The following is a 19575-nucleotide window of genomic DNA, read 5'->3' as shown; positions in this document are numbered from 1 at the left end:
CTACATCACCACTGCAATTCGGCGACGGCACGTCGGGCTTCTTTGGTTTCGACCTTGGAGATCTGCCCGTCGCTGAAAAACATGACGCGGTTCGCGACTTCCTGGATGACGGCGTTGTGCGTGATGATCAAAGTGGTGGTGCCGAGTTGTGCGTTGATGCTCATCAACGCCTCGATCACCCGGATACCCGTCTTTGAGTCCAGTGCCCCGGTCGGTTCATCGCAGAGCAGCACGTCCGGGCGCTTTGCAATGGCGCGCGCGATGGCAACGCGTTGCTGTTCTCCGCCCGATAACTGTGCCGGGAAATGATGCATTCGCGGCTCGAGTCCCACCAGCGCCAGAGCTTCCTCCGGCGTCATCGGATGGTCGGAGATCTCGGTTATCAAAGCGACGTTCTCGTACGCCGTCAGGCTGGGGATCAGATTGTAGAACTGGAACACGAAGCCGACGTGTTGGCGCCGGTAGGCAGTCAGGACCCGGTCGTCGAGGTTAGTCAGTTCCTGTTCCCTGAAAAACAACTGGCCGCTGGTGGGGTGATCGAGCCCGCCCATGATATTGAGGAGCGTCGATTTCCCGCTCCCGGAAGGCCCGAGCAGCACGACCACCTCCCCGGCGGGAATGTCGAGGTCGACGCCACGAAGGGCTCGCACCTCCGTCTCGCCCGAGACGTAGGTCTTGGTCAGGGCTCTCGCGGTGAACACGCTGTCGCGCATGATCGTCATGGTCGACCCGCACCTTTTGCAGATCCCACGAGTGCAGTTTTCCGCTCGACCCAGAACAGGGCAATGCTGCTTGCCCAAAGCAGGGCAATGGCCAGCAGCACCCACCTGAAATCGGAGGCGATGACAAAGTTGACGATCGCCATCCATCCGATCGAGGCAGCACCGGCGACCGTCGCGCCCAAGCCCGCCACCCCGTCATGTTGCCGAAACGATGTTGCAGCAATCGTGACAGTCAACAAGCCGGCAGCGGTCGCATATCCCCCCAGAACGCGAAAAACGTGCAACAGCCAGATTGCCATGCGCGGCTGTTCGGCCTGAAGCTGCTCCAGCGACAGGCCGATGAAGCGCATGTCCTCTGGCAATAGCGGCGGACGCAGCACCAGGAAGAACATCCCGATGCCGATCAGTGCTACTCCGAAGGCGGCGAGCAGGATCGAGGAGAGTGGCCAGGACGCCCGATCAGGTTGCATGATGGCCTCTCATCTGTCGCCGTGGCGGGGTGCTGGACTGGCACCCGTTAGCCGATCCCAACGCGGAATAAATCCTGGCACCTCTTCCATGTATGATCGGTAGGCATCGCCGAATGTGGCCAGTGCCTCCCGCTCTTCGATGCGCGCCAGCTTTATGTACATGACGACCAGTACCGGGAACATCGCCAGTGTCAGCAGCGTCGGCCACTGAACCAGGAACCCGAGCAGGACCAGAACGAAGCCGACATATTGCGGATGGCGGACGTAGCTGTACGGCCCGGTCGTTGCCAGGGTGCGGCGCTGTTGAGCGTCGTAGAGTACGCGCCAAGCCGCGGCGATCACCCAGAATCCGCCGCCGATCAGGACGAAGCTCAGGACATGGAACGGTCCGAAATGGGGGTTCGTCTCCCAACCAAACATCATCTCGAGAAGATGTCCGGCATCATGTGAGAACCATTCTACCCCCGGATAGCGCGATTGCAGCCAGCCGGACAGGAAGTAGATGGTGAGTGGAAAACCGTACATCTCGGTGAACAGCGCAACCAGGAATGCGCTGAACGCGCCAAATGAGCGCCAGTCGCGCGGCGTCTCCGGCTTGAAGAAGCTGTAGGCGAACAGGATGAAGATGACCGAATTGACGATCACCAGGCCCCATAATCCATAGTCTGTCATCCCGGTGCTCATGATGGGCTCCTGTCGGAGGGCTCGCGGTGGCTTCCGTGCCCGGCATGCCCGCCGTGCATGAACATGTGCAGAAACACGCAGGCGAACGGTAGCAGCCAGAAGAGAGCTCCGAGCAGGTGCGCTCGATGTTCGGTGAACAGGAGGAAGCCGCCGATTGCCAGGAATCCGAGCAGGACAAGCCCCGCCCGCGACGCTAGGAAGGTTCCTTGCGGTTCGTTCTGATGGTCTTCGTGATGATGGACGGACATAGGAACACTCCTTTCGATGATCAGCCAGCCGGAGGATGCCGCCAGGTGCCTCGGCGTACAGTTCGCATCGATCAGCGAGATCGGGCGATCTCGCTGATCAGTATTCAGAGAAATGGCTAGGAGGTCGTAAGGCCGCATCGGGGTCAGTCGGGAACATGACCGCTTGCTGCGGAATGGCATGAACAGAGGTGCCTGCCGCAGGATGGACGTCGAACGCCGCGACAGGTTCAGCCAGCGAGCATCCGAAACAACTTGCACCGGAGCAAGCCGTACTTTGCCCATAGGCGGCATCTTCGCAGCACCACCCGCCGTCTAGGTCCGCAACGATGTTGGAGGCGAACGCAAAAGACGAAGGAGATAGCTTGGGCGACGACGCCTCAACAGGTTCTTCAACGAGGAGCGTCGACAGGGCGACGCCTGGGGTCGTGAAACTCAAGCCGGTCCCGAGGTGCCGCCCGCCGGCCTGGACTCCCGAAGCCGACAGCATCAGGAAAAGCGCGATGCCAAGCGTTACGGCAATACCGGATGCCCTTTGCGGGCGTCGGCATCTTTGCGGCCAGAGTCTCCAAAACAGCGCGAGCACGGGGCATATTCCAGTCGTTCACATTTTGCCACTATCGCCTATTCGCAGGCGCAACTCTTTGACGCAGGTCAATGGCTGCCGCTGCCGCTTGTCGCTGCCGCAGTGCTCATTGGCGTCGATGCCGGCAGCCAGCAGACGCGGCCCAAGGCGGAGACTTGCGGCCGCAGCGGCAAGGATGAGCCCGCCAAGAAGCAGAAATCCCATTTCCGGCGCGGTGCCGGCCGCATACAGAACCCCACCGGCTGCTGAACCACCGTTTGCCCGAGGCTCGCGGCCGCTGCCTGGCGACCCAGTTCCGCTCCTTGAGCGCCGCCGGAAACAAGCGAGGTCCAGTAGGTCAAGGTGGGGGTCAGGACGCCGGCACCCGCCGCGACTGAGCCGATTACAACTAATTGTGCGGCAAAGGTTTCGGCATAGGGGACGAGGAACAGTCCCGTCGCCATGATCACAAGGGTGGGCGTAATCAGCTTCGCGGTCGACGAAGGCGCTACAAGCGGCGAGAAAACTAGGCCTTGGACGGCGAACATGACCATACTGCATTCGGCGAACATGATGCCCACCTGGTAGGGCGTCATGCCGAGGGAGCGCCCCCGAAGCGCGAGCACGACCTCGAATGCGGCGACGCCAGCAGCGACAAGACCCGCTAGGAAGAGGAGTTGCAACGTGGCGGCACGGCGCCGAACGGTCTCATTCTTGTCGGACGGCTGTGCGGGAGATTCGGAGCCCCGTTCGAGCGTGATAAGGCCGACTGCGCCTAAAAGCGCCAGGCCGGCCGAGATCAGAAACGGCAGCGCGATGAGTTGCGCCGTCGACGTGTTGCTCGAAACCGAGCTGCCCCACTGGAGCACGATGCCGCCAAGCATTGGTCCGACAAAAAACCCGGCGATGCTCGCCATACCCAGCCAGGCGAAACGCTCGGCGCGCCACCCATCGGAAACAGCCCTGTCAGCCACAAATGCTTGCGCTGTGGGCAAGATCGCTGCAGCGAAGGCGCCGTTCAGGAACCGGGCCGTGTAGAGCCATCCAATGCTCGGGGCGAATGCGGTCACAGCCAGAGTTGCACCGAAGCCGACGACGCCAAGGAGAAGAATCGATCGTCTGCCTCGGCGATCCGACCAGCGGCCCCAGAGCGGTGCGAACAGCAGCGGCGCCCCGGCGTAGATCGCGGTCAAGGCTCCGCTATGCCAGCCTATGCTGCTGAAAGATGCTGACGGGAGAAAGCTCTCCAGGAGGAGCGGCAGCACGGGCAGCACCACTCCATATCCCACGGCAGCAGCAAAAACGGCAAGCAGCAGTGCTACGGTTGCGCGACGGTTCATTCCCGTTGCACCGCTTTCGTTCATGCCGCAGGCGACTCCATTTCGCGGGCATCGACGGCCGACATCGGCGCCGCCCCTGGTGTCTTGATGCCTTCGAGCCGCGTCCGCTTCAGAAGCAGCCCATTCACCGCGACAAGCGCGGAACTGCCGGACATCGCCAACGCAGCCACCTCAGGGCTGATCACCAAAGGGTAGAACACCCCGGCAGCCATCGGGAATGCCACGACATTGTACGCCACTGCCCAGAACAGGTTTTGGTGCATCTTCCGCAGCGTGGCGCGCGACAGTTCGATCGCTCCGACGACGTCGTAAGGATCGCTCTTCATCAGCACTACGTCGGCGCTCTCCATGGCCACGTCCGTCCCGGCGCCGATGGCGAAGCCGACATCGGCCTGGGTGAGGGCGGGCGCATCGTTGACGCCGTCGCCAACCATGCCGACCCGTTTGCCCTGCTCCTGCAGTTCCTTGACCTTCGCGGCCTTCTGCCCCGGCAGCACATCGGCGAGGACGATGTCAATGCCCAACTCGGCGGCGATACGCTTCGCCGTCCCTTCGTTGTCGCCGGTCAGCATCGCAACCTGCACGCCGCGCTCGCGCAGTTTGGCCACGGTCGCCCTTGCGCTCGGGCGCGACGCGTCGGCTATGGCGATGAGACCCAGGACCCGCCCTCCGCGCGCGACGTGCACAACGGTGCGTCCGGCGCCCTTGAGGCGATCCGCCTCCTTGGCGAGGACACCGAGATCAATTTTCTCCTCATCCATGAGCCGGCGGTTGCCGAGGAACACCGCCTCGCCCTCGATCTCGGCCCGGGCTCCCTTTCCCTCCAGGTTGAGAAAGGCCCGCATCTGCGGAACGTCGAGACCGGCGCTGCGTTCGACAATCGCCACGGCCAGCGGATGATCTGACCCGCGCTCTACCGCCGCGGCCGTCCGTAGGACGTCCTCCGGTGATCTTTCCTCAGCCGCCAGGACGTCCACCACCCGCGGCTGGCCCATCGTCAACGTGCCGGTCTTGTCGAAGACGATCACGTCGAGCTTGGTGGCGTCCTCCAGTGCCCCTGCGTTCTTGAACAGGATCCCATTCATTGCGCCGAGGCCGGTACCGACCATGACGGCCATCGGTGTCGCCAGCCCGAGGGCGTCGGGGCAGGCTATGACGAACACCGTTATGGTCAGGGTCAGTGCAAAGAGCAGAGGCGAGCCGAGCCACCAGAACCATACTGCGAAGGTCGCGAAGCCGATGACGATCGCGATCAGAACCAGCCACTGAGAGGCGCGGTCGGCCAGGAGCTGAGCAGGCGCCTTGGAATTTTGCGCCTCCTGCACCAGCTTGACGATCTGCGCGAGCGCCGTATCGGCGCCGACCTTGGTCGCCCGGTATCTGAAGCTGCCGCTCTTGTTGATGGTCGCGCCGATGACCTGGTCGCCCGGCGCCTTCTTCACCGGCATCGACTCGCCCGTGAGCATGGATTCGTCGACAAGCGATTCGCCGTCGAGGACCTCGCCGTCGACCGGGATCTTGTTGCCGGGCCGAATGACGATCGTCTCGTTCACCTGGACGTCCGCCGTTGGAACCTCGATCTCCTTGCCCTCCCTCAGCACGGTCGCCTTCGGCGGGGCGAGATCCAGAAGAGCGCGGATGGCGGCGGATGCGCCCGCACGGGCCCGCATTTCGAGCCAATGGCCGAGCAGGATGAAGACCAGCAGCACCGCCACGGCTTCATAAAACTGCACGCCGGGGAAGAAAAACGTCGAGCCGACGCTGAACACGTAGCCGGTGCCGACAGAGAGCACGACGAGCACCGCCATGTTCAGCACGCCGTTCCTGAGCGCCCGCCATGCGGCAACGAAGAAGGGCCAGCTCGGATACAGGATCGCGGCGCTGGCCAGCAAAAACAGCCACAGTTCCAGGTCCAGACCGAAAGGCGGCGCAGGCGGGGCAAACATCCCGCCCATCGGCGAATAGATGAATATCGGCACCGTAAACGCGAGCGCAATCCAGAACCGATTGCGCATGTCGCGCACCATGGCCTGCATGTCGCCGGATCCGTGGCCCATTTCATGCGCCATCTCATCATGCGCGGACGCGGCAACCGGCTTTCCCTGCGGCGCGTGATGAGCGTGAGCCGCCGTCGCGCCCCCTTGAGGTTTCGGGGCTCTCGCGTGCTCGTGGCGGGCAGCCGGCGCCTTGGGATTTGCGGGTTGCACAGTCGTGGAATCCGGCTCGCACATGTGACGGGGCACGACTTCACCGCGACAATGGAAGCCGCATTCGAGGACGGCGTCACGGATGGATTCGACGTTGGTGCGACCCTCATCATAGGTCACAGTCGCCGTGCCCGAAACGAAGTTCACATTGGCGTTCCTTATGCCTGGGAGTTGCCGTAGCTTCCTTTCGACAGCAAGTGGGTCAAGGACACTGGCAATTCCGCCGACGTCTACTGTGGTGGTCTGCAACGTCTCAATCCCTCTCAAAGAATGCGCTGGCTATTGCGCTGGGTTGCGTTCATTTCGTTGTCTCGGAATGGCTTCCAATGGCGCTACCGACAACATTTGCGCCGCAACGGCTCTCTCCTCGTCGGTTGGGATAACCAGAACGTCGACCGCAGAGCCGGATGCGCCGATGCGTTCGTCCCCCTCGCGGTTACGCTCCGCATCAATTGTCACGCCGAGCCAGGCAGCGGCTTCGCAAATCTTCTCTCTGATCAATGGGGAATTCTCGCCTATCCCAGCGGTGAACACCAATGTGTCCAGTCCACCCAGCGCGGCGGCCAGCGAGCCGATCTCGCGACCGGCACGGTAGACGAACAGATCGACCGCTTCCGCGGCATGCGGATCGTCCAAATCGAGCAGCCGTTGCATGTCGCCGGAAATGCCGGAAACCCCGAGCAGGCCCGACCGGTCGTAGAGAAGTCGCGAGATTTCGTCGGCGGACATCTTCCGGTCCTGCAACAGATAGAGGATGACACCCGGATCGAGCGAGCCAGAACGCGTGCTCATGACCAAACCGTCGAGCGGCGAAAATCCCATTGTGGTCGCGACACTCTTGCCCTCTCGCATCGCGCAAAGGCTGGCCCCGCTGCCGAGGTGGGCGACGACAGCACGCCCGCCGGCAGTCGGCCCATAACGCTCGCGCAGTTGCGACGCGATATGGCCGTAGGATATGCCGTGGAAGCCGAAGGACGTGATGCCTGACTCCGTCAGCGCCCGCGGGAGTGCGTAGAGCGTCGCCAGTCGCGGCCGATCAGCGTGAAACGCGGTGTCGAAGCAACCGATCTGCGCGGCCTTCGGCAGCAAGCGGCGAGCCAACTCGACGATTTCGAGATTGTCCGGCTGATGAAGCGGAGCCAGAGGGGCAAGCGCGCGGAGTGCCTCGAGTGTTGGCGGGTCGAGGATCGTCGCGGCAGTGAAATCGCGTCCGCCGTGAACGATCCGGTGACCGACCGCGCTGACGGATTGAAGCAGCCCGCACCTGTCAAGCTCGGTAAGGATGAGTTCCAGTGCTTCTTCGGTGCCAATCGGGCGATCTGCGAAATCCGTCTGCGTCGTCTGTTCGTCCTCGGCACTGGAGACGCTCATTCGCGGTTTGCTCTGCAGCGATGTAAGGCTGCCACGCATCAACACGGGTAACTCCGCAAGCCGCTCGAACGCAGCGAACTTTAGGCTCGATGATCCTGCGTTCAGCACGAGAATTGCGTCGGCCATGGCGTCATCCACCCGCTGCCGCGTCCCACTTCCAATCACGGATCTCCGGCATGTCCTGCCCGTGAGCACGCACGTAATCGTGATGCTCGATCAGCTTGGTTTCCATCAACCCTCTCAGGCCGATCCCGGCGGACTGCGCCTTTGGCGTGCGGTCAATGACGCTTTGCACCAGATGGAAGCGGTCGAGGCCGTTCAGAACGGTCATGTCGAATGGAGTGGTCGTCGTCCCTTCCTCGTTGAAGCCGCGGACATGGAGATTGACGTGATTTGTCCGGCGATAGGTCAGCCTGTGGATCGTCCACGGATAGCCGTGGTAGGCGAAGATCACTGGCTTGTCGGTCGTGAACAACGCGTCGAAGTCGTGATCGGAAAGCCCATGTGGATGTGCGTCCTTAGGCTGCAGCGTCATCAGGTCGACAATGTTGACGACGCGGATGGCGAGGTCGGGAATATGATGCCGCAGGATGCTTACCGCAGCCAGGGTTTCGACCGTCGGGACGTCTCCGGCACAGGCCATCACGACGTCCGGCTCGCCTGCGTGGGAAGCCCAGTCCCAGATTCCGATACCGGCGTCACAATGCACCCTCGCGTCGGCCAGCGGCAGCCACTGCCAGGACGGCGCCTTTCCCGCGACGATGATGTTGATGCGATCCCACGTTCGGAGCACATGGTCGGCGACGCACAGCAGCGTATTGGCGTCCGGCGGAAGGTAGACCCGGACGATATCGGCCTTCTTGTTCAGCGCGACATCGATGAAGCCGGGATCCTGATGGCTGAAACCATTGTGGTCCTGCTGCCAGACATGGCTGGTCAGCAGATAGTTCAGCGAGGAGATCGGCCGCCGCCACGAAATGTCGCGGCTGGCGTCCAGCCACTTCGCATGCTGGTTGAACATTGAATCGACGATGTGAATGAAAGCCTCGTAGCAGGAAAAAAGTCCGTGCCTTCCCGTGAGGAGATAGCCTTCGAGCCAGCCTTGGCAGGTGTGCTCGGAAAGGATTTCAAGCACGCGGCCATCGCGGCCGAGTTGGGTGTCTTCCGGCAGGATCGTCTCCATCCAGGCGCGCTGGGTAACCTCGAAAACATCCTGTAGGCGGTTCGACGCCGTCTCGTCGGCCCCGACGATGCGGAAGTTGCGGTCCGCCGCGCTTGCCTGCATCACTGCGCGCAGGAACTTCCCCATCACTCGGGTGGCTTCGGCTCTTGCCGCGCCGGGCTTGGGGACGTCGACCGCATGCGACTTCATGTCGGGGATTTCGAGAGATTTGCGCAAGGAGCCGCCATTGGCATGCGGGTTGGCGCTCATGCGCCGTGTTCCACTAGGTGCCGTTGCACGGATCTCGGCGACCGGCGCGCCGGCGGCGTCGAACAGTTCCTCCGGCCGATAGCTTCGCAGCCACTCTTCGAGCAGCTTCAGATGGTCCGGATTGTCGGCGAGGCCCGAGAGCGGCACCTGGTGCGAGCGCCAGAATCCTTCCGTCTTCAGGCCGTCGACCTCCTTGGGCCCGGTCCATCCTTTCGGGCTCCTCAGGATGATCATCGGCCAGACCGGACGCCCCGCGTCGCGGGCCTGACCGCTGCGCGCGGACTGCTGGATCGCCCGGATATGCCCCATTGCCGCGTCCAGAACCGCGGCCATCCGCTCATGCATCGCTGCCGGGTCGTCGCCTTCGACGAACAACGGCTCGTAGCCGTAGCCGACGAAAAGCGAGCGCAACTCGTCCTCGGGAATACGCGCCAGGATGGTCGGGTTGGCGATTTTGTAGCCGTTGAGATGGAGGATCGGCAGCACGGCGCCGTCGTGCTCCGGGTTCAGGAACTTGTTGGAATGCCAGGCGGCCGCAAGCGGTCCGGTTTCCGCTTCACCATCGCCCACGACGCAGGCAACGACGAGGTCCGGATTGTCGAACGCAGCGCCGAACGCATGCGAGAGCGCGTATCCGAGCTCGCCGCCTTCGTTGATGGAGCCGGGCACTTCGGGAGCGGCATGGCTCGGTATGCCGCCAGGAAAGGAAAACTGCCGGAAGAGCTTCCGCATTCCGGGCTCGTCGAGCGAGATGTCGGGATTCAGGTCGCTGTAGGTCCCTTCGAGATAGGTGTTCGCCACCATCGCCGGACCGCCATGGCCGGGTCCGCAAATGTAGACCACGTTCGCATCCTGCAGCCGTATGATGCGGTTGAGGTGCGCATAGATGAAGTTCAGCCCCGGCGAAGTCCCCCAGTGGCCGAGTAGGCGCGGCTTGACGTGCTCTAGGCGCAAGGGTTCGCGAAGGAGAGGATTGTCGAGCAGATAAATCTGCCCAACCGTCAGATAATTCGCCGCACGCCAGTAAGTATCAATCTGTATCAACTCTTGTTTGGATTGCTTGTCGGGTTTTCTTTCTGATTTGATGCGCTTGTTCATTTTCCCGGGGACCCTTGTCGTTAGCGAATTTGTCGGCAGTGGCCTTTGTTCATACTTGCACCGCCAAGAAATGAGATCGATACACTCATGATTTGTCCTCGGTCGCGGAATACGGCTTCGCGATCTTAAAAGGACGGGTGCAAGAATGTGATCACGACCGCGGCAGCCTATCCGCCGCGGCCGCAGTCGTTTCACATCATGCCCATCGGAGCCGGTACGAGGAGCTTGTCGGCCACGGCCTTCTGGGCGTCGTCCAGCGTTGCATAGAAGGGCTCCAGCGCGGTCTTCAGCCTTCGCAGGCCATCGAGTCTCGCCGACAGCACTTTCTCCTGGAGCTCGATCCTCCGGAGCGGTGACACAGGCTCGGCGTCTGAGGGCATCGCGCCGCCCTGCATGTTTGCGCCGGGCATCATCCCGCCGGCCATCCCGGGCATCATGCCCTTCGCCGCGCCGGCATTGGCGCGCAAAGCGTCCGCGACGGCCTGCCACAGCGTCTCTTGCGCCTCCGTCACTTTGAGTTCTGTCCGAAGGAAGGCGATGCGGCCTTCGACATGCTCAGGCGACATCATTTGCCCCATGGGGCCGGCCATCGGCTGGGCGCCGCCCATCATGCCACCGCCCATCATGCCCATCATCATCCGCATCATGTCTCCAGACATCATGCCGGGCATCATTCCACCCATCATGGCGCCTCCGGGGGCATTGGCCTGTGGCGCGGGCGCGATCTCTTCGGTGGAGGGCTTTTCGGGGGTACCGGCGGGGTGGTGGGCGTCTTCGGCAATACCCGCCGCCGGGATGAGGATCATCGCGGTTGCGAATATGGTTCTGCTTAAGCGTGTCATGGCTTCATTCTCCTCTGTGGGTTTGGTATCTGGTTCATCCGGCGTTGGCAGGTGTCGGCTTCGGCGCCTGGAAGGTGATGCCGTTCGGCCCCTTGCCCACCGGGTAGGTTTTGACGACCGACTGGCTTTCGACCGATATTTGCGAAACCGTGCCGGCCATGATGTTCGTGACGAAGACGAACGCCCCGTCGGCGCTGACCACAACGCCGTGGGCTCCCGCGCCGGTACGGATCGTTTCGACGACCGTTCCGCTCGCGACGTCGATCACCGACACGGTGTCGTCCGGCTCCGCATCCGTGCCCTGGTTGGCGACGTAGACGGAACGGCCATCAGGCGTCGCGTGCACTTGGATCGGCGACCGGCCGACCTCGACCCGCCCGGTCACCTCCTTCGTGGCGGTATCGATGACCGCCACCTTGTTGTCGTCGCGGAGTGAGACGTAGACGCGGCTGCCGTCGGGGACGAAGCCAACCTGCACCGGGGCTGATCCGACCTTGATCGTTGCCGTCTCGGCGAGCGTGGCCGTGTCGATCACCGAAACCGTGCCGTCCTTGACATTGGCAACGTAGATCGACTTCCCGTCAGGGCTCATGCGCAGGCCATGCGGATAGTCGCCGGTGCTGGCCGCCCCAATGGCCGTCCCAGTGTCTAGGTCGATCACCGAGATTCTGTTGTCCTCGGAATTGGACACGAAGGCGCGCTTGCCTTGCGCATCGGCAATGACGTGAGCCGGATGAGCGCCGACATCGATGGAGGCCGACTGGCCCGAGGCGAAGCCGGCGGTGTCGATGACGATCAGCCTGCCCTTCGGCTCCTCCTCCCCTTCGCCGTGACCATCGCCGCCATGTCCTTCTTCCATGCCCGACATAGGCATTCCAACCATCAGCAAGATGCCCGTGTCCGGCACGAACTGGACGTTGTGCGGCATGACGGGGACCGGGATGATGTCGACCTTGCCACCGTCAAGGGCGATCCGGCTGACGGAGCCGCCATGCTCGTCGGCCGTGTAGACGAAGCCTGCCCCGGCGGATTCGGCGCCAGCCCGAGGTGAGAAGGAAACGACGGCGGCAAATCCGGCCGCTGCCGCGAGCGCAAGCAATGTCATGCGCCGGGTGATGCGTATCAGGTCCGTATGGAGCGGTTGAGGGGCCGCTACGGCAATCGCGCCAGCATTGATCCTTGAATGGGTTCTCATATCGGTTCTCCTTCGCGCCGCTCAGGCGGCGTACTGGACGACGGTCATCATGCCGGTCGCCATGTGGTAGAGGTGGTGGCAGTGGAAGGCCCATGTCCCCGGGTTGGTGGCGTCGAAGGCGACGGTCACCTCGCGTTGCGGCGGCAGCCAGACGGTGTCGCGCACCGCTCCCGAGAAGCGGCGGCCGTCGATCCCGACGACCTGGAAGTGATGGCCATGCAGGTGCATCGGGTGGCCCATCATGCTGCCGTTGCGGATGGCCAGTTCGACGCGGTCCCCTTTGTTGACCGCGATCGGCCTGTGGTCGCTCCAGCCCCTGCCGTTGATGGTCCAGGCGTATTTTGCCATATCGCCGCCGAGCACGACGGGTTCGCTCGCGCCCGCCGCCTTCTCGGCGAACGGCTTCGTGGCGAGAAGGCTCGCCTCCAGCGCAAGGTCAAGCGGACCCTCGGCCTTGTCACCCTTCGAGGAAACGCGTTTCATCGCGCCGCCCTTTGTCGCCAGGATGAAGCCGGTGCGCTCGGCACTGCCTTCCCTGAGAGCTAGCACCGGCCATGCGCCTTCCTCGCGCGGAAGACGGATACGGATATCGATGCGCTGTCCCATGCCGAGAGGGAAACGGCGGCCGCGGACTGGGACAACCCGGTTGCCGTCGACCGCGATCGCCTCGCCTTCGAGCGATCCGGTGTCGATCCAGAAGGCCGTGGCAGTTGCGCCGTTTATGAGACGCAGCCGAACCGTTCCGCTCTTTTCGACGGAAAACACCTGCGGATCGTCGAGGGTGCGATCGTTCGCCAGATACGCGTCGTACTCGATGTCATTGATATCCATGGTGGAGGCCATCTGCGTCGCCGCGCCCTGCTCCATCCCATTCATGTTGCTCATGTCGTGGCTCATGCCACTCATCGAGTGCCCCGCCATGCTCCCGGTCGAGCCGGTCAGTCCGGCAAGCAGTTCCTCCGGCGTCTTGAAGCTGAAATCGTGGAAGAGCACCACGACGGGCTGCTCGTCGAGGCCCGCCTCCGCGGGATCGTTGACGATCAGCGGCGCCGCCAGAAGCTGCTGCTCCTGCAGCGTATGCGCATGCATCCAGTGGGTGCCGGTAGTTTCGAGCGGGAAGCGGTAGTCATAGGCCTGGCCGGATTGCAGCAGCGGCTGCGGCAGGTCCGGCACTCCGTCCTGGCCGAATGGCGGCGTCAGGCCATGCCAATGGATGAGCGTCGGTGCATCCAGCGCGTTCTCGAGGCGGACGTTGAAGTCCTCACCCGCTTGCGAGACCAGCCCGTGCGTGCCGTCCTGCTGGACAAGGCCGAATACGGTGGCCGCCCGCCCCGCAACGTCGATGACGCGGGATTCGGCGCGAATGATTGTTGCGGTAGCGGCTCGTGCAATGCCTGGAAAGCCGGTTAATGACGAGGCTGCGCCGGCGACGCCGGCAGCCGCCGTTGATGCCAGAAACTGGCGACGGGAAATCTGTTGCATTTCAAAAGCTCTCACGTTCGTGACTCGAAAGGCCTGATCGGCCGATAGCGGAGCGCACGAACCGCAAGGGTCGCGTGCGCTCAGGCGGTCACGGAGAGCTTTGGGGGTCGCAGCATCATCGAAACGTCGCCTGGCGAAGAAACGGAAAGCGGGGCGACGGCAACTGGCTCGCTTGGCGTCACGCCCGCCAGGACTTGCATGGTCACAGGCACGCAGAGCGAACAGCCTGAGGCCGAAACGCAGCAGTGACCGGCGGCGCTCTTCTGATCCTTTTGATCGCATGGCGCGTGGTGGCCATGTTCCATCGCCGCATCGGCGTGGCGAAATTCAACTGCGAAGCGACCGGCATCAGCCATGGCTGAATCGGCGCGGCCGCCGGCATGCAGGATCGTGGAAGCAGAAAAGACGATAGCGATCAACAGGACGAGCCAGCGAGGCACGTCGAAGGCCGGTGAGCCTTTCCATACGCGGATGACCCGCAACTGGGCGGCCTTCCAATCCAAAGATCCAATCCTTCTCTTCACGTCGCGCAGGCGCCGGAATAGTTGAACATACCAAGAGGACGGCGATCGGGTTTGTTCCAGATCAAACTCCACGGCATTTCGGCGGAGGCACCAAAGAGCGGGGGGACGCGCACCGCGCTGCCGCGAATGACTTCTGCTTTTGAGGGAAATCAAGGCCACATAGTCATTGCGGTATTCGATGCGAGCACCGGCGAACGGGTCGAAAACGCCAAAGTGACTGTCACCGTGTCAGGGCTCGGTCACGTGGGATAAAACCACTTCGATCTCGAACAGATGACGATCGCTGGGACGGTAACCTGTGGCAATTTCGTCGATCTGCCCGGCAAGGACCGATATGACAATCGCGGTCGACGTCAATATCCCGGGCCGCAAGGCTCCGGTGCGCGTCGATTTCACCTATCAACACCTGCCGTGAGCCGCATGTAAGAACGCGGATAGTCCGGCAGGTGGCAACGATCGTTTGCTATCCGTACCAGGCAAGAGAGGCGGCAAACATGAAGGCTGTCAATGTAGGGAAAGGTTCCGCTGAGCTTCCCTTGCTTTTAGCCTGTTCTTCTCGGGGCTGATGCATCCACCGCCCGGACGATCATTTCGTTTCCTTTGCTTCCCGCCCGGACATCTGGTCGACAAGGATCCGGTAGAATACATGCGGCAAGTGGTCCGATATTGGAGGGATGACTGGCTTGAGGCCGCCCGGTTCCCACCAATCGAAATGCTTGCTCAACAATGACCACGCATGGTCCCGCACAGCTTCGTGACCGATCCGGTCCGGCAGTTCTTCGTACCGTCCGTCAACAACGACGCTTTTCCATTCGCGCCCTTTGCCCCACTCATTGACCTGGATACAAACACGTGGATTGGCTCGCATCCATTCCACCTTCTTTCCCACCATCGAAAACGCATAGAGATGGCTGTCCGCATAAGCATAATAGATTGGAACGACGTACGGTTGTCCGTTCTTCGCGCATGCCAAGTGCGCCAGGCGATGCATCGCCAGCAACGTTGTGCATTCCAATATCGATAGCGTTCGGACAATCATCGTCCGATCCCACGCATCTCCGGGCATCCACACTGGCAGCCCGGTTTCGTCATACTACACCTGTTCTGTGGGTCGCCGAAATTTTCTGTTTGCCTCACTTCAGCCAACCGCCTCTGAACCCCGCGCGGCGCAGTCCAGCTACGATGTAAGGACAGCCACGCATCAATTGCCACAGTAGGTCCGTTCGATAATTCTCGATCATCAGCACGATTGGCCCCTGATTGAGTCCAAAATGCCATGGCGATACCCACCAGCCATAAGGATTGCCCGGCTCACCCGGATGGGTGGGATTGAAGGACGCTTTGAAGCCGTACCTGTTGTACTTCTTCAACTTGGCCTGATGAATACAGAAGTCGATCGCCTGGAGCACGATTTCAGGAGCGAATGGCAAGGATGCCACGACTGCCCAAGGCGCCAAAGTGCCATCGTCCGGCCCATAGGGCACGCCGCGCCCGACATAGTCGTCGAATACGCGCTCGACGCCGTTCAGCTTAAGCGTGGCCGGGCCTGGTCCCTCGCTTGCGGTAATTCCCCAGCAATGCTCGCCGTAGCCTGCGAACTTGCGCGGGTTTTCCATCGCATAGCATTGTTGCACATAGGTCGCCCGGCGGCTGTTCTCGAAATAGTCGATGCCTTTTTCACGCAGGAGGACGTCCTGGATCCCGCGAAAGTCGATCCAGACATGGGACAGCTGATGTATGAAAAGAGGGCCGGCGTAGAGATACTCGTAGCCGTAACAACTTTCCCACCGATAGGTCGCTGTCCAGGCCGTGTAGCTGCTTTCCGGCAGCGGATGTGTCGGAGAGCCGAGACCCAGAATGTAAAGCAGAAGCGCCTCGTCGTAGCCCTCCCAGCGGTACTTGATGAAACCGCTTTCGGGTGTCCAGCCGTGGGTCACCGTCGCGTCTTGGTTTCGCGCCCATTGCCAGTCGGCCCGGCGATAGAGCGCGTCGGCGAGCGCGCGAATTTCCTGTTCCTCGGTCGTGTCTCCGTCGAAATAGGCTGCCGCCGCCAAGGCGCCCGCCAGCAGGAACGAGGTATCGATCGTCGACAGTTCGCATTGCCAAGCGCGTCGGCCGGTCTGCATGTCCAGAAAATGATAATAGAACCCGCGATATCCCGTGGCGTCGGGTTCGGGTCCCTGCGGGCTCGTCCAGAAGAAGCGCAGCGTAGCGAGCGTTCGAGACGCGGCGGCCCCGCGCGCTATAAACCCACGCTCGACCCCGACAGGATAGCAGGCCAGAGCCAAGCCTGTCGCGGCAATGCTGGCGGGCCAATGCGGGGCGGTCTTGTCAAGGATCAAGCCGTTGGCCGGGTTCACCTCATTGAGGAAATAGTCGAACGTCTCGCGCTGGAGCATTTCCAGCTCTGCCGGCGTCGTCTGCCGCCTCGTGCTCATGGCCGCGCCGGGTGACAGACCGGAGTGCAATCTGTACCGGCGTCGGCGTCGGTGAAGACCGGTGCGAAACCGCCGCCCGGGGTGCGGGAATTCGTCGTCTGTCCCTGATAAAGCCGTGCCGTGACGAATTGAACATCGCCGTCATAGACATAGTTCCGCACGTCGAATTTGAGTGGACGCACATGTTGATCGCGCTCCAGCGATCGTTCTCCCGGCGCGACCAATGCCTGGGCGACATACTCGCCTGCAAGGACCTCGCCCCACGCCCGTTTGGTCAATTTGTCGCCGCGGTAGGCAGCCCTGCCCCCAAAACCCGACGCAGGTTTGAAAAAAAGCCCCCGCCGCCGCGACCATAAGGAATCCGCCTTCGAAGCATCGACAATTTCGGTCTTCGGAATCCCGCCTAGCAGCGTCTGCAAAATGTTTTCGGAAACACCGAGCGACCGCAAGCGTTCAGCATCGCTGAACACGACGAGATTGCGTTTGTTGGCGTACAGGACATGTGCATGAGGATGGGGGGTCAGAACGATGGCGCCCTCGAGATACGCGGTGCGCAACAGGGCATGCGCGGGTTGATCCAGCATGAAATCGGTGAGCCTGTTGTAAACGAGGTCAACGGGCTTCCCGTCATGCGAAAGGACGCCGCTCTGCAATTGAAACGACGTCGGGGCGGCGATGACTGCATCGATACCGTGGCGAAGGAATAGCTGCCTGAAGAGGACAAATTCCGGGTAAAGGAACTGCTCTTGGGGATCGTCGTCAACGATCGCAAAGCGCCGCAAGACCCGCTCACCGCGGGCCAGCCGCCACTCGGCGACAAACATATCGACGAAGGTTTGCTCCGTCGCTTCGAGCGCGGCAGAATCTGGAGTCATGCTTGCGACCGCCGTACAACAAGCCCGCTGAGCGCGCGCCAGCGCAGTATTGAGAAGCGCGCCTCCTGCGTTCGTGTTTATCTCTATAAGTTGCGGCTCTCCGCCAGCCACGTGGAAATCGAAGCTCATGAACACGCCGCGCGCGCCGCCGGCGTCGAAATGTGCGATTTGCGGGGCTTCGGCGAGCACGAGATCACGATACGCGGGCAATGCAACGACTGCCTGTACTGCCTGAACGATCGCTGCCATGCGGTCCAGATGATGCCGAGACACAAACACCGGCAAGGCGGCGAACATATGCGGCTGTTTTTTGAGCATCAAAGAATAGACGTCACGCGTCTCCGGGTTCGCTCCGAACGCGCGCTCCAACTCGCTGGCGTCGAGGCTGATGCAGAAACAGTGCTGGTTGAGACTTTGAGCCCGTTGGCGCTGGAAGCGGGAAGGGCGTTGAATTAGGTCAACTGGTTCCGAGGGGCTGGATTTCATCACCGTTCTTCTTATCTGCTCACGACCACGTATCTAACCAGCCAGAACGGCTCACTGCATTTCATGTTAACACGCGCTTGGCGCAGCGCTCTTTGATCGGGCACAAACGTCGACAGTAAGCCGGATACATCTAGAACGTCTCGGCGTAGAGGTCACGATCTTAGCCGAAACCACAACGACTGATTGCAGATCGCACGATCCATATGAGCGGGTCCCTACCATGGGCAAGCGCCCGGTTGACCGCGGCGATCCGCAAGAGTCCCAACCCGGCTCCGGCACGGCGAACTCGAGATCGGCCGCGGCATCAACCGGCGCGGCGAGGCTTCGGGCATGGCAAGACGCAGCTGGAACTCTTGGTCGCGCATAGGGTTACTTATAGATGAGATCGCGAGAACCCAAGAAACAGCGCGCAACCATTGTCGGCGCGGGTATAGCCGGGTTGGCAGCGGCGCACGGCCTGCGTCTCCTCGGCTGGGACGTCGAAATCTACGAACGGGCGGATAAGCTTGAGCCAATCGGTGCCGGCCTGAGCCTTAGCGCTAATGCTTTGCGGGCGCTGCGGACGCTTGGCCTTTACGATGCAGTCGTCGCGGAAGCACAGCCGATCGACCGACTCGATCTCCTGGACCAGAGTGGAAATGTGCTCCAGTCCACGAACTTCGTGGAATTGAGCCGCCGTTACGGCCACCTGGCGATGGTCGTGCTCCATCGTGGTGATCTGCACAAGGCGCTTCTTTCGGAGCTGCAGGACGGAATGATCAGGACAGGTATGGAATGCGTAGGGGCTCGCGAGGAAGGCGATCGCATCGTTCTGGACTTTGCCAACAGGGACACGGTCGAAGCCGAGCTTGTGCTCGCATGTGACGGTATTCACTCGCCCGTGCGCAAGGCACTCTTTCCCGAGTCACGCGAGCATTTCGCGCGCTATACGTGCTGGCGGGCAATCTCGGCCGGGGTGCCTAATGGCATGGACCGCGCTCGCCTCACCGAAAGCTGGGGAGCGGGGAAGCGAATCGGCTTGTCATCGGTGGCGGGCGACAGGGTCTATTGGTTTGGCTGCTGCGGCGCGGAGAGGATGAACGATCCTGAACTGGCCAACCTCGATCTCGACGGAGTGAGAGAGGTCTTCGCCGATTTCCACGACCCCGTTCCCGAGGTGCTCGCCCGCACGCCACCGGACTCGCTTGTCTGGACCGATATCCTCGACCTCGACCCAATGTCGTCCTTCACTCGAGGCAAGGTAGCGCTGCTCGGTGATGCGGCTCATGCCGTGACGCCGGATCTCGGACAAGGGGCCGGTCTCGCCATTGAGGATGCCGCGGTGATTGCTGCCTTGCTCGGGCGGCTGCCGGTCTACGAGGCACTGCGTGAGTTCAATGCGCGACGGGTCGACCGCGCGCGCAGGATAACCGCCGAATCACGCCTCTATGCGCGGGTCGCGCAGTGGCGCAATCCGCTCATTGTTCCGTTGCGCAATCTCCTCGTGAAGAGCATCCCGGAGCGCTTCATGGATCGGCAGCTCGACGCGGTCCTCGATATCACCTTTGAACCAGTGAAGGCAGCAGCCTAGCGGCGCTCTTCACTTGGCGATCATTGAGG

Annotated in this window: 17 protein-coding genes; 1 reads left to right on the top strand and 16 read right to left on the bottom strand. The window is 62.0% G+C overall.

Going from position 1 to position 19575, the window contains the following annotated elements; translation table 11 throughout:
* Positions 1–5 precede the first annotated feature (5 nt).
* From EN807_RS03710 to EN807_RS03640, 16 genes are all read right to left on the bottom strand, one after another.
* Positions 6–713 carry an ABC transporter ATP-binding protein gene (locus tag EN807_RS03710; RefSeq protein WP_135935773.1) on the bottom strand — a complete coding sequence of 236 codons (708 nt, stop codon included), beginning with the start codon at positions 711–713 and terminating at the stop codon, positions 6–8.
* Positions 714–718: 5 nt separating this feature from the next.
* The gene (locus EN807_RS03705; RefSeq protein ID WP_065010743.1) at positions 719–1192 is read right to left on the bottom strand and encodes a hypothetical protein; all 474 of its coding nucleotides are present in this window, start codon (positions 1190–1192) and stop codon (positions 719–721) included.
* 9 nt (positions 1193–1201) lie between these two features.
* Positions 1202–1876: an isoprenylcysteine carboxylmethyltransferase family protein gene (locus EN807_RS03700; RefSeq protein WP_135933927.1), complete on the bottom strand. Its 675-nt coding sequence runs from the start codon at positions 1874–1876 to the stop codon at positions 1202–1204.
* The gene (locus tag EN807_RS37590; protein ID WP_348640228.1) at positions 1873–2406 is read right to left on the bottom strand and encodes a DUF2933 domain-containing protein; all 534 of its coding nucleotides are present in this window, start codon (positions 2404–2406) and stop codon (positions 1873–1875) included. The genes EN807_RS03700 and EN807_RS37590 overlap by 4 nt, the downstream gene beginning before the upstream one ends.
* A 369-nt stretch (positions 2407–2775) precedes the next feature.
* On the bottom strand, positions 2776–4026 hold the full coding sequence (locus tag EN807_RS03690) for an MFS transporter (RefSeq protein ID WP_246684132.1): 1251 nt from the start codon (positions 4024–4026) through the stop codon (positions 2776–2778).
* 20 nt (positions 4027–4046) lie between these two features.
* Positions 4047–6482, bottom strand: coding sequence for a heavy metal translocating P-type ATPase (locus EN807_RS03685; protein WP_135933925.1), 2436 nt, complete (start codon positions 6480–6482; stop codon positions 4047–4049).
* 30 nt (positions 6483–6512) lie between these two features.
* Positions 6513–7730, bottom strand: a complete 1218-nt coding sequence (locus EN807_RS03680) for an acetate/propionate family kinase (protein ID WP_135933924.1) — start codon at positions 7728–7730, stop codon at positions 6513–6515.
* A 4-nt stretch (positions 7731–7734) separates the two neighbouring features.
* Positions 7735–10134 carry a phosphoketolase family protein gene (locus EN807_RS03675; protein ID WP_135933923.1) on the bottom strand — a complete coding sequence of 800 codons (2400 nt, stop codon included), beginning with the start codon at positions 10132–10134 and terminating at the stop codon, positions 7735–7737.
* A 191-nt stretch (positions 10135–10325) separates the two neighbouring features.
* A complete protein-coding gene (locus tag EN807_RS03670; RefSeq protein WP_246684009.1) occupies positions 10326–10940 on the bottom strand; it encodes a Spy/CpxP family protein refolding chaperone in 615 nt (204 codons plus the stop codon).
* 70 nt (positions 10941–11010) lie between these two features.
* The gene (locus EN807_RS03665) at positions 11011–12171 is read right to left on the bottom strand and encodes a YncE family protein (RefSeq protein ID WP_135933921.1); all 1161 of its coding nucleotides are present in this window, start codon (positions 12169–12171) and stop codon (positions 11011–11013) included.
* A 21-nt stretch (positions 12172–12192) separates the two neighbouring features.
* Positions 12193–13653, bottom strand: coding sequence for a multicopper oxidase family protein (locus EN807_RS03660; RefSeq protein WP_135933920.1), 1461 nt, complete (start codon positions 13651–13653; stop codon positions 12193–12195).
* A gap of 80 nt (positions 13654–13733) precedes the next feature.
* Entirely contained in the window at positions 13734–14336 is a 603-nt protein-coding gene (locus tag EN807_RS03655; RefSeq protein WP_189522340.1) for a hypothetical protein, read from the bottom strand.
* A gap of 69 nt (positions 14337–14405) precedes the next feature.
* Entirely contained in the window at positions 14406–14573 is a 168-nt protein-coding gene (locus tag EN807_RS35400; RefSeq protein WP_189522339.1) for a hypothetical protein, read from the bottom strand.
* A gap of 190 nt (positions 14574–14763) precedes the next feature.
* Positions 14764–15216: a pyridoxamine 5'-phosphate oxidase family protein gene (locus tag EN807_RS03650; RefSeq protein ID WP_135933918.1), complete on the bottom strand. Its 453-nt coding sequence runs from the start codon at positions 15214–15216 to the stop codon at positions 14764–14766.
* A 94-nt stretch (positions 15217–15310) separates the two neighbouring features.
* Positions 15311–16576: a glucoamylase family protein gene (locus tag EN807_RS03645; RefSeq protein ID WP_246684131.1), complete on the bottom strand. Its 1266-nt coding sequence runs from the start codon at positions 16574–16576 to the stop codon at positions 15311–15313.
* Between the two features lie 35 nt (positions 16577–16611).
* Entirely contained in the window at positions 16612–17976 is a 1365-nt protein-coding gene (locus tag EN807_RS03640) for a hypothetical protein (RefSeq protein ID WP_246684008.1), read from the bottom strand.
* A gap of 379 nt (positions 17977–18355) precedes the next feature.
* Here EN807_RS03640 and EN807_RS03635 point away from each other — a divergent pair, with 379 nt between their 5' ends.
* Positions 18356–19546 carry an FAD-dependent monooxygenase gene (locus EN807_RS03635; protein ID WP_135933916.1) on the top strand — a complete coding sequence of 397 codons (1191 nt, stop codon included), beginning with the start codon at positions 18356–18358 and terminating at the stop codon, positions 19544–19546.
* Positions 19547–19575 lie beyond the last annotated feature (29 nt).

It is taken from the genome of Mesorhizobium sp. M5C.F.Ca.ET.164.01.1.1, from assembly GCF_004792125.1.
GTDB classification, from domain to species: Bacteria; Pseudomonadota; Alphaproteobacteria; order Rhizobiales; family Rhizobiaceae; genus Mesorhizobium; species Mesorhizobium wenxiniae.
The sequence above is the reverse complement of the archived record's forward strand: the minus strand, read 5'-3'. Positions and strand labels throughout refer to the sequence as shown.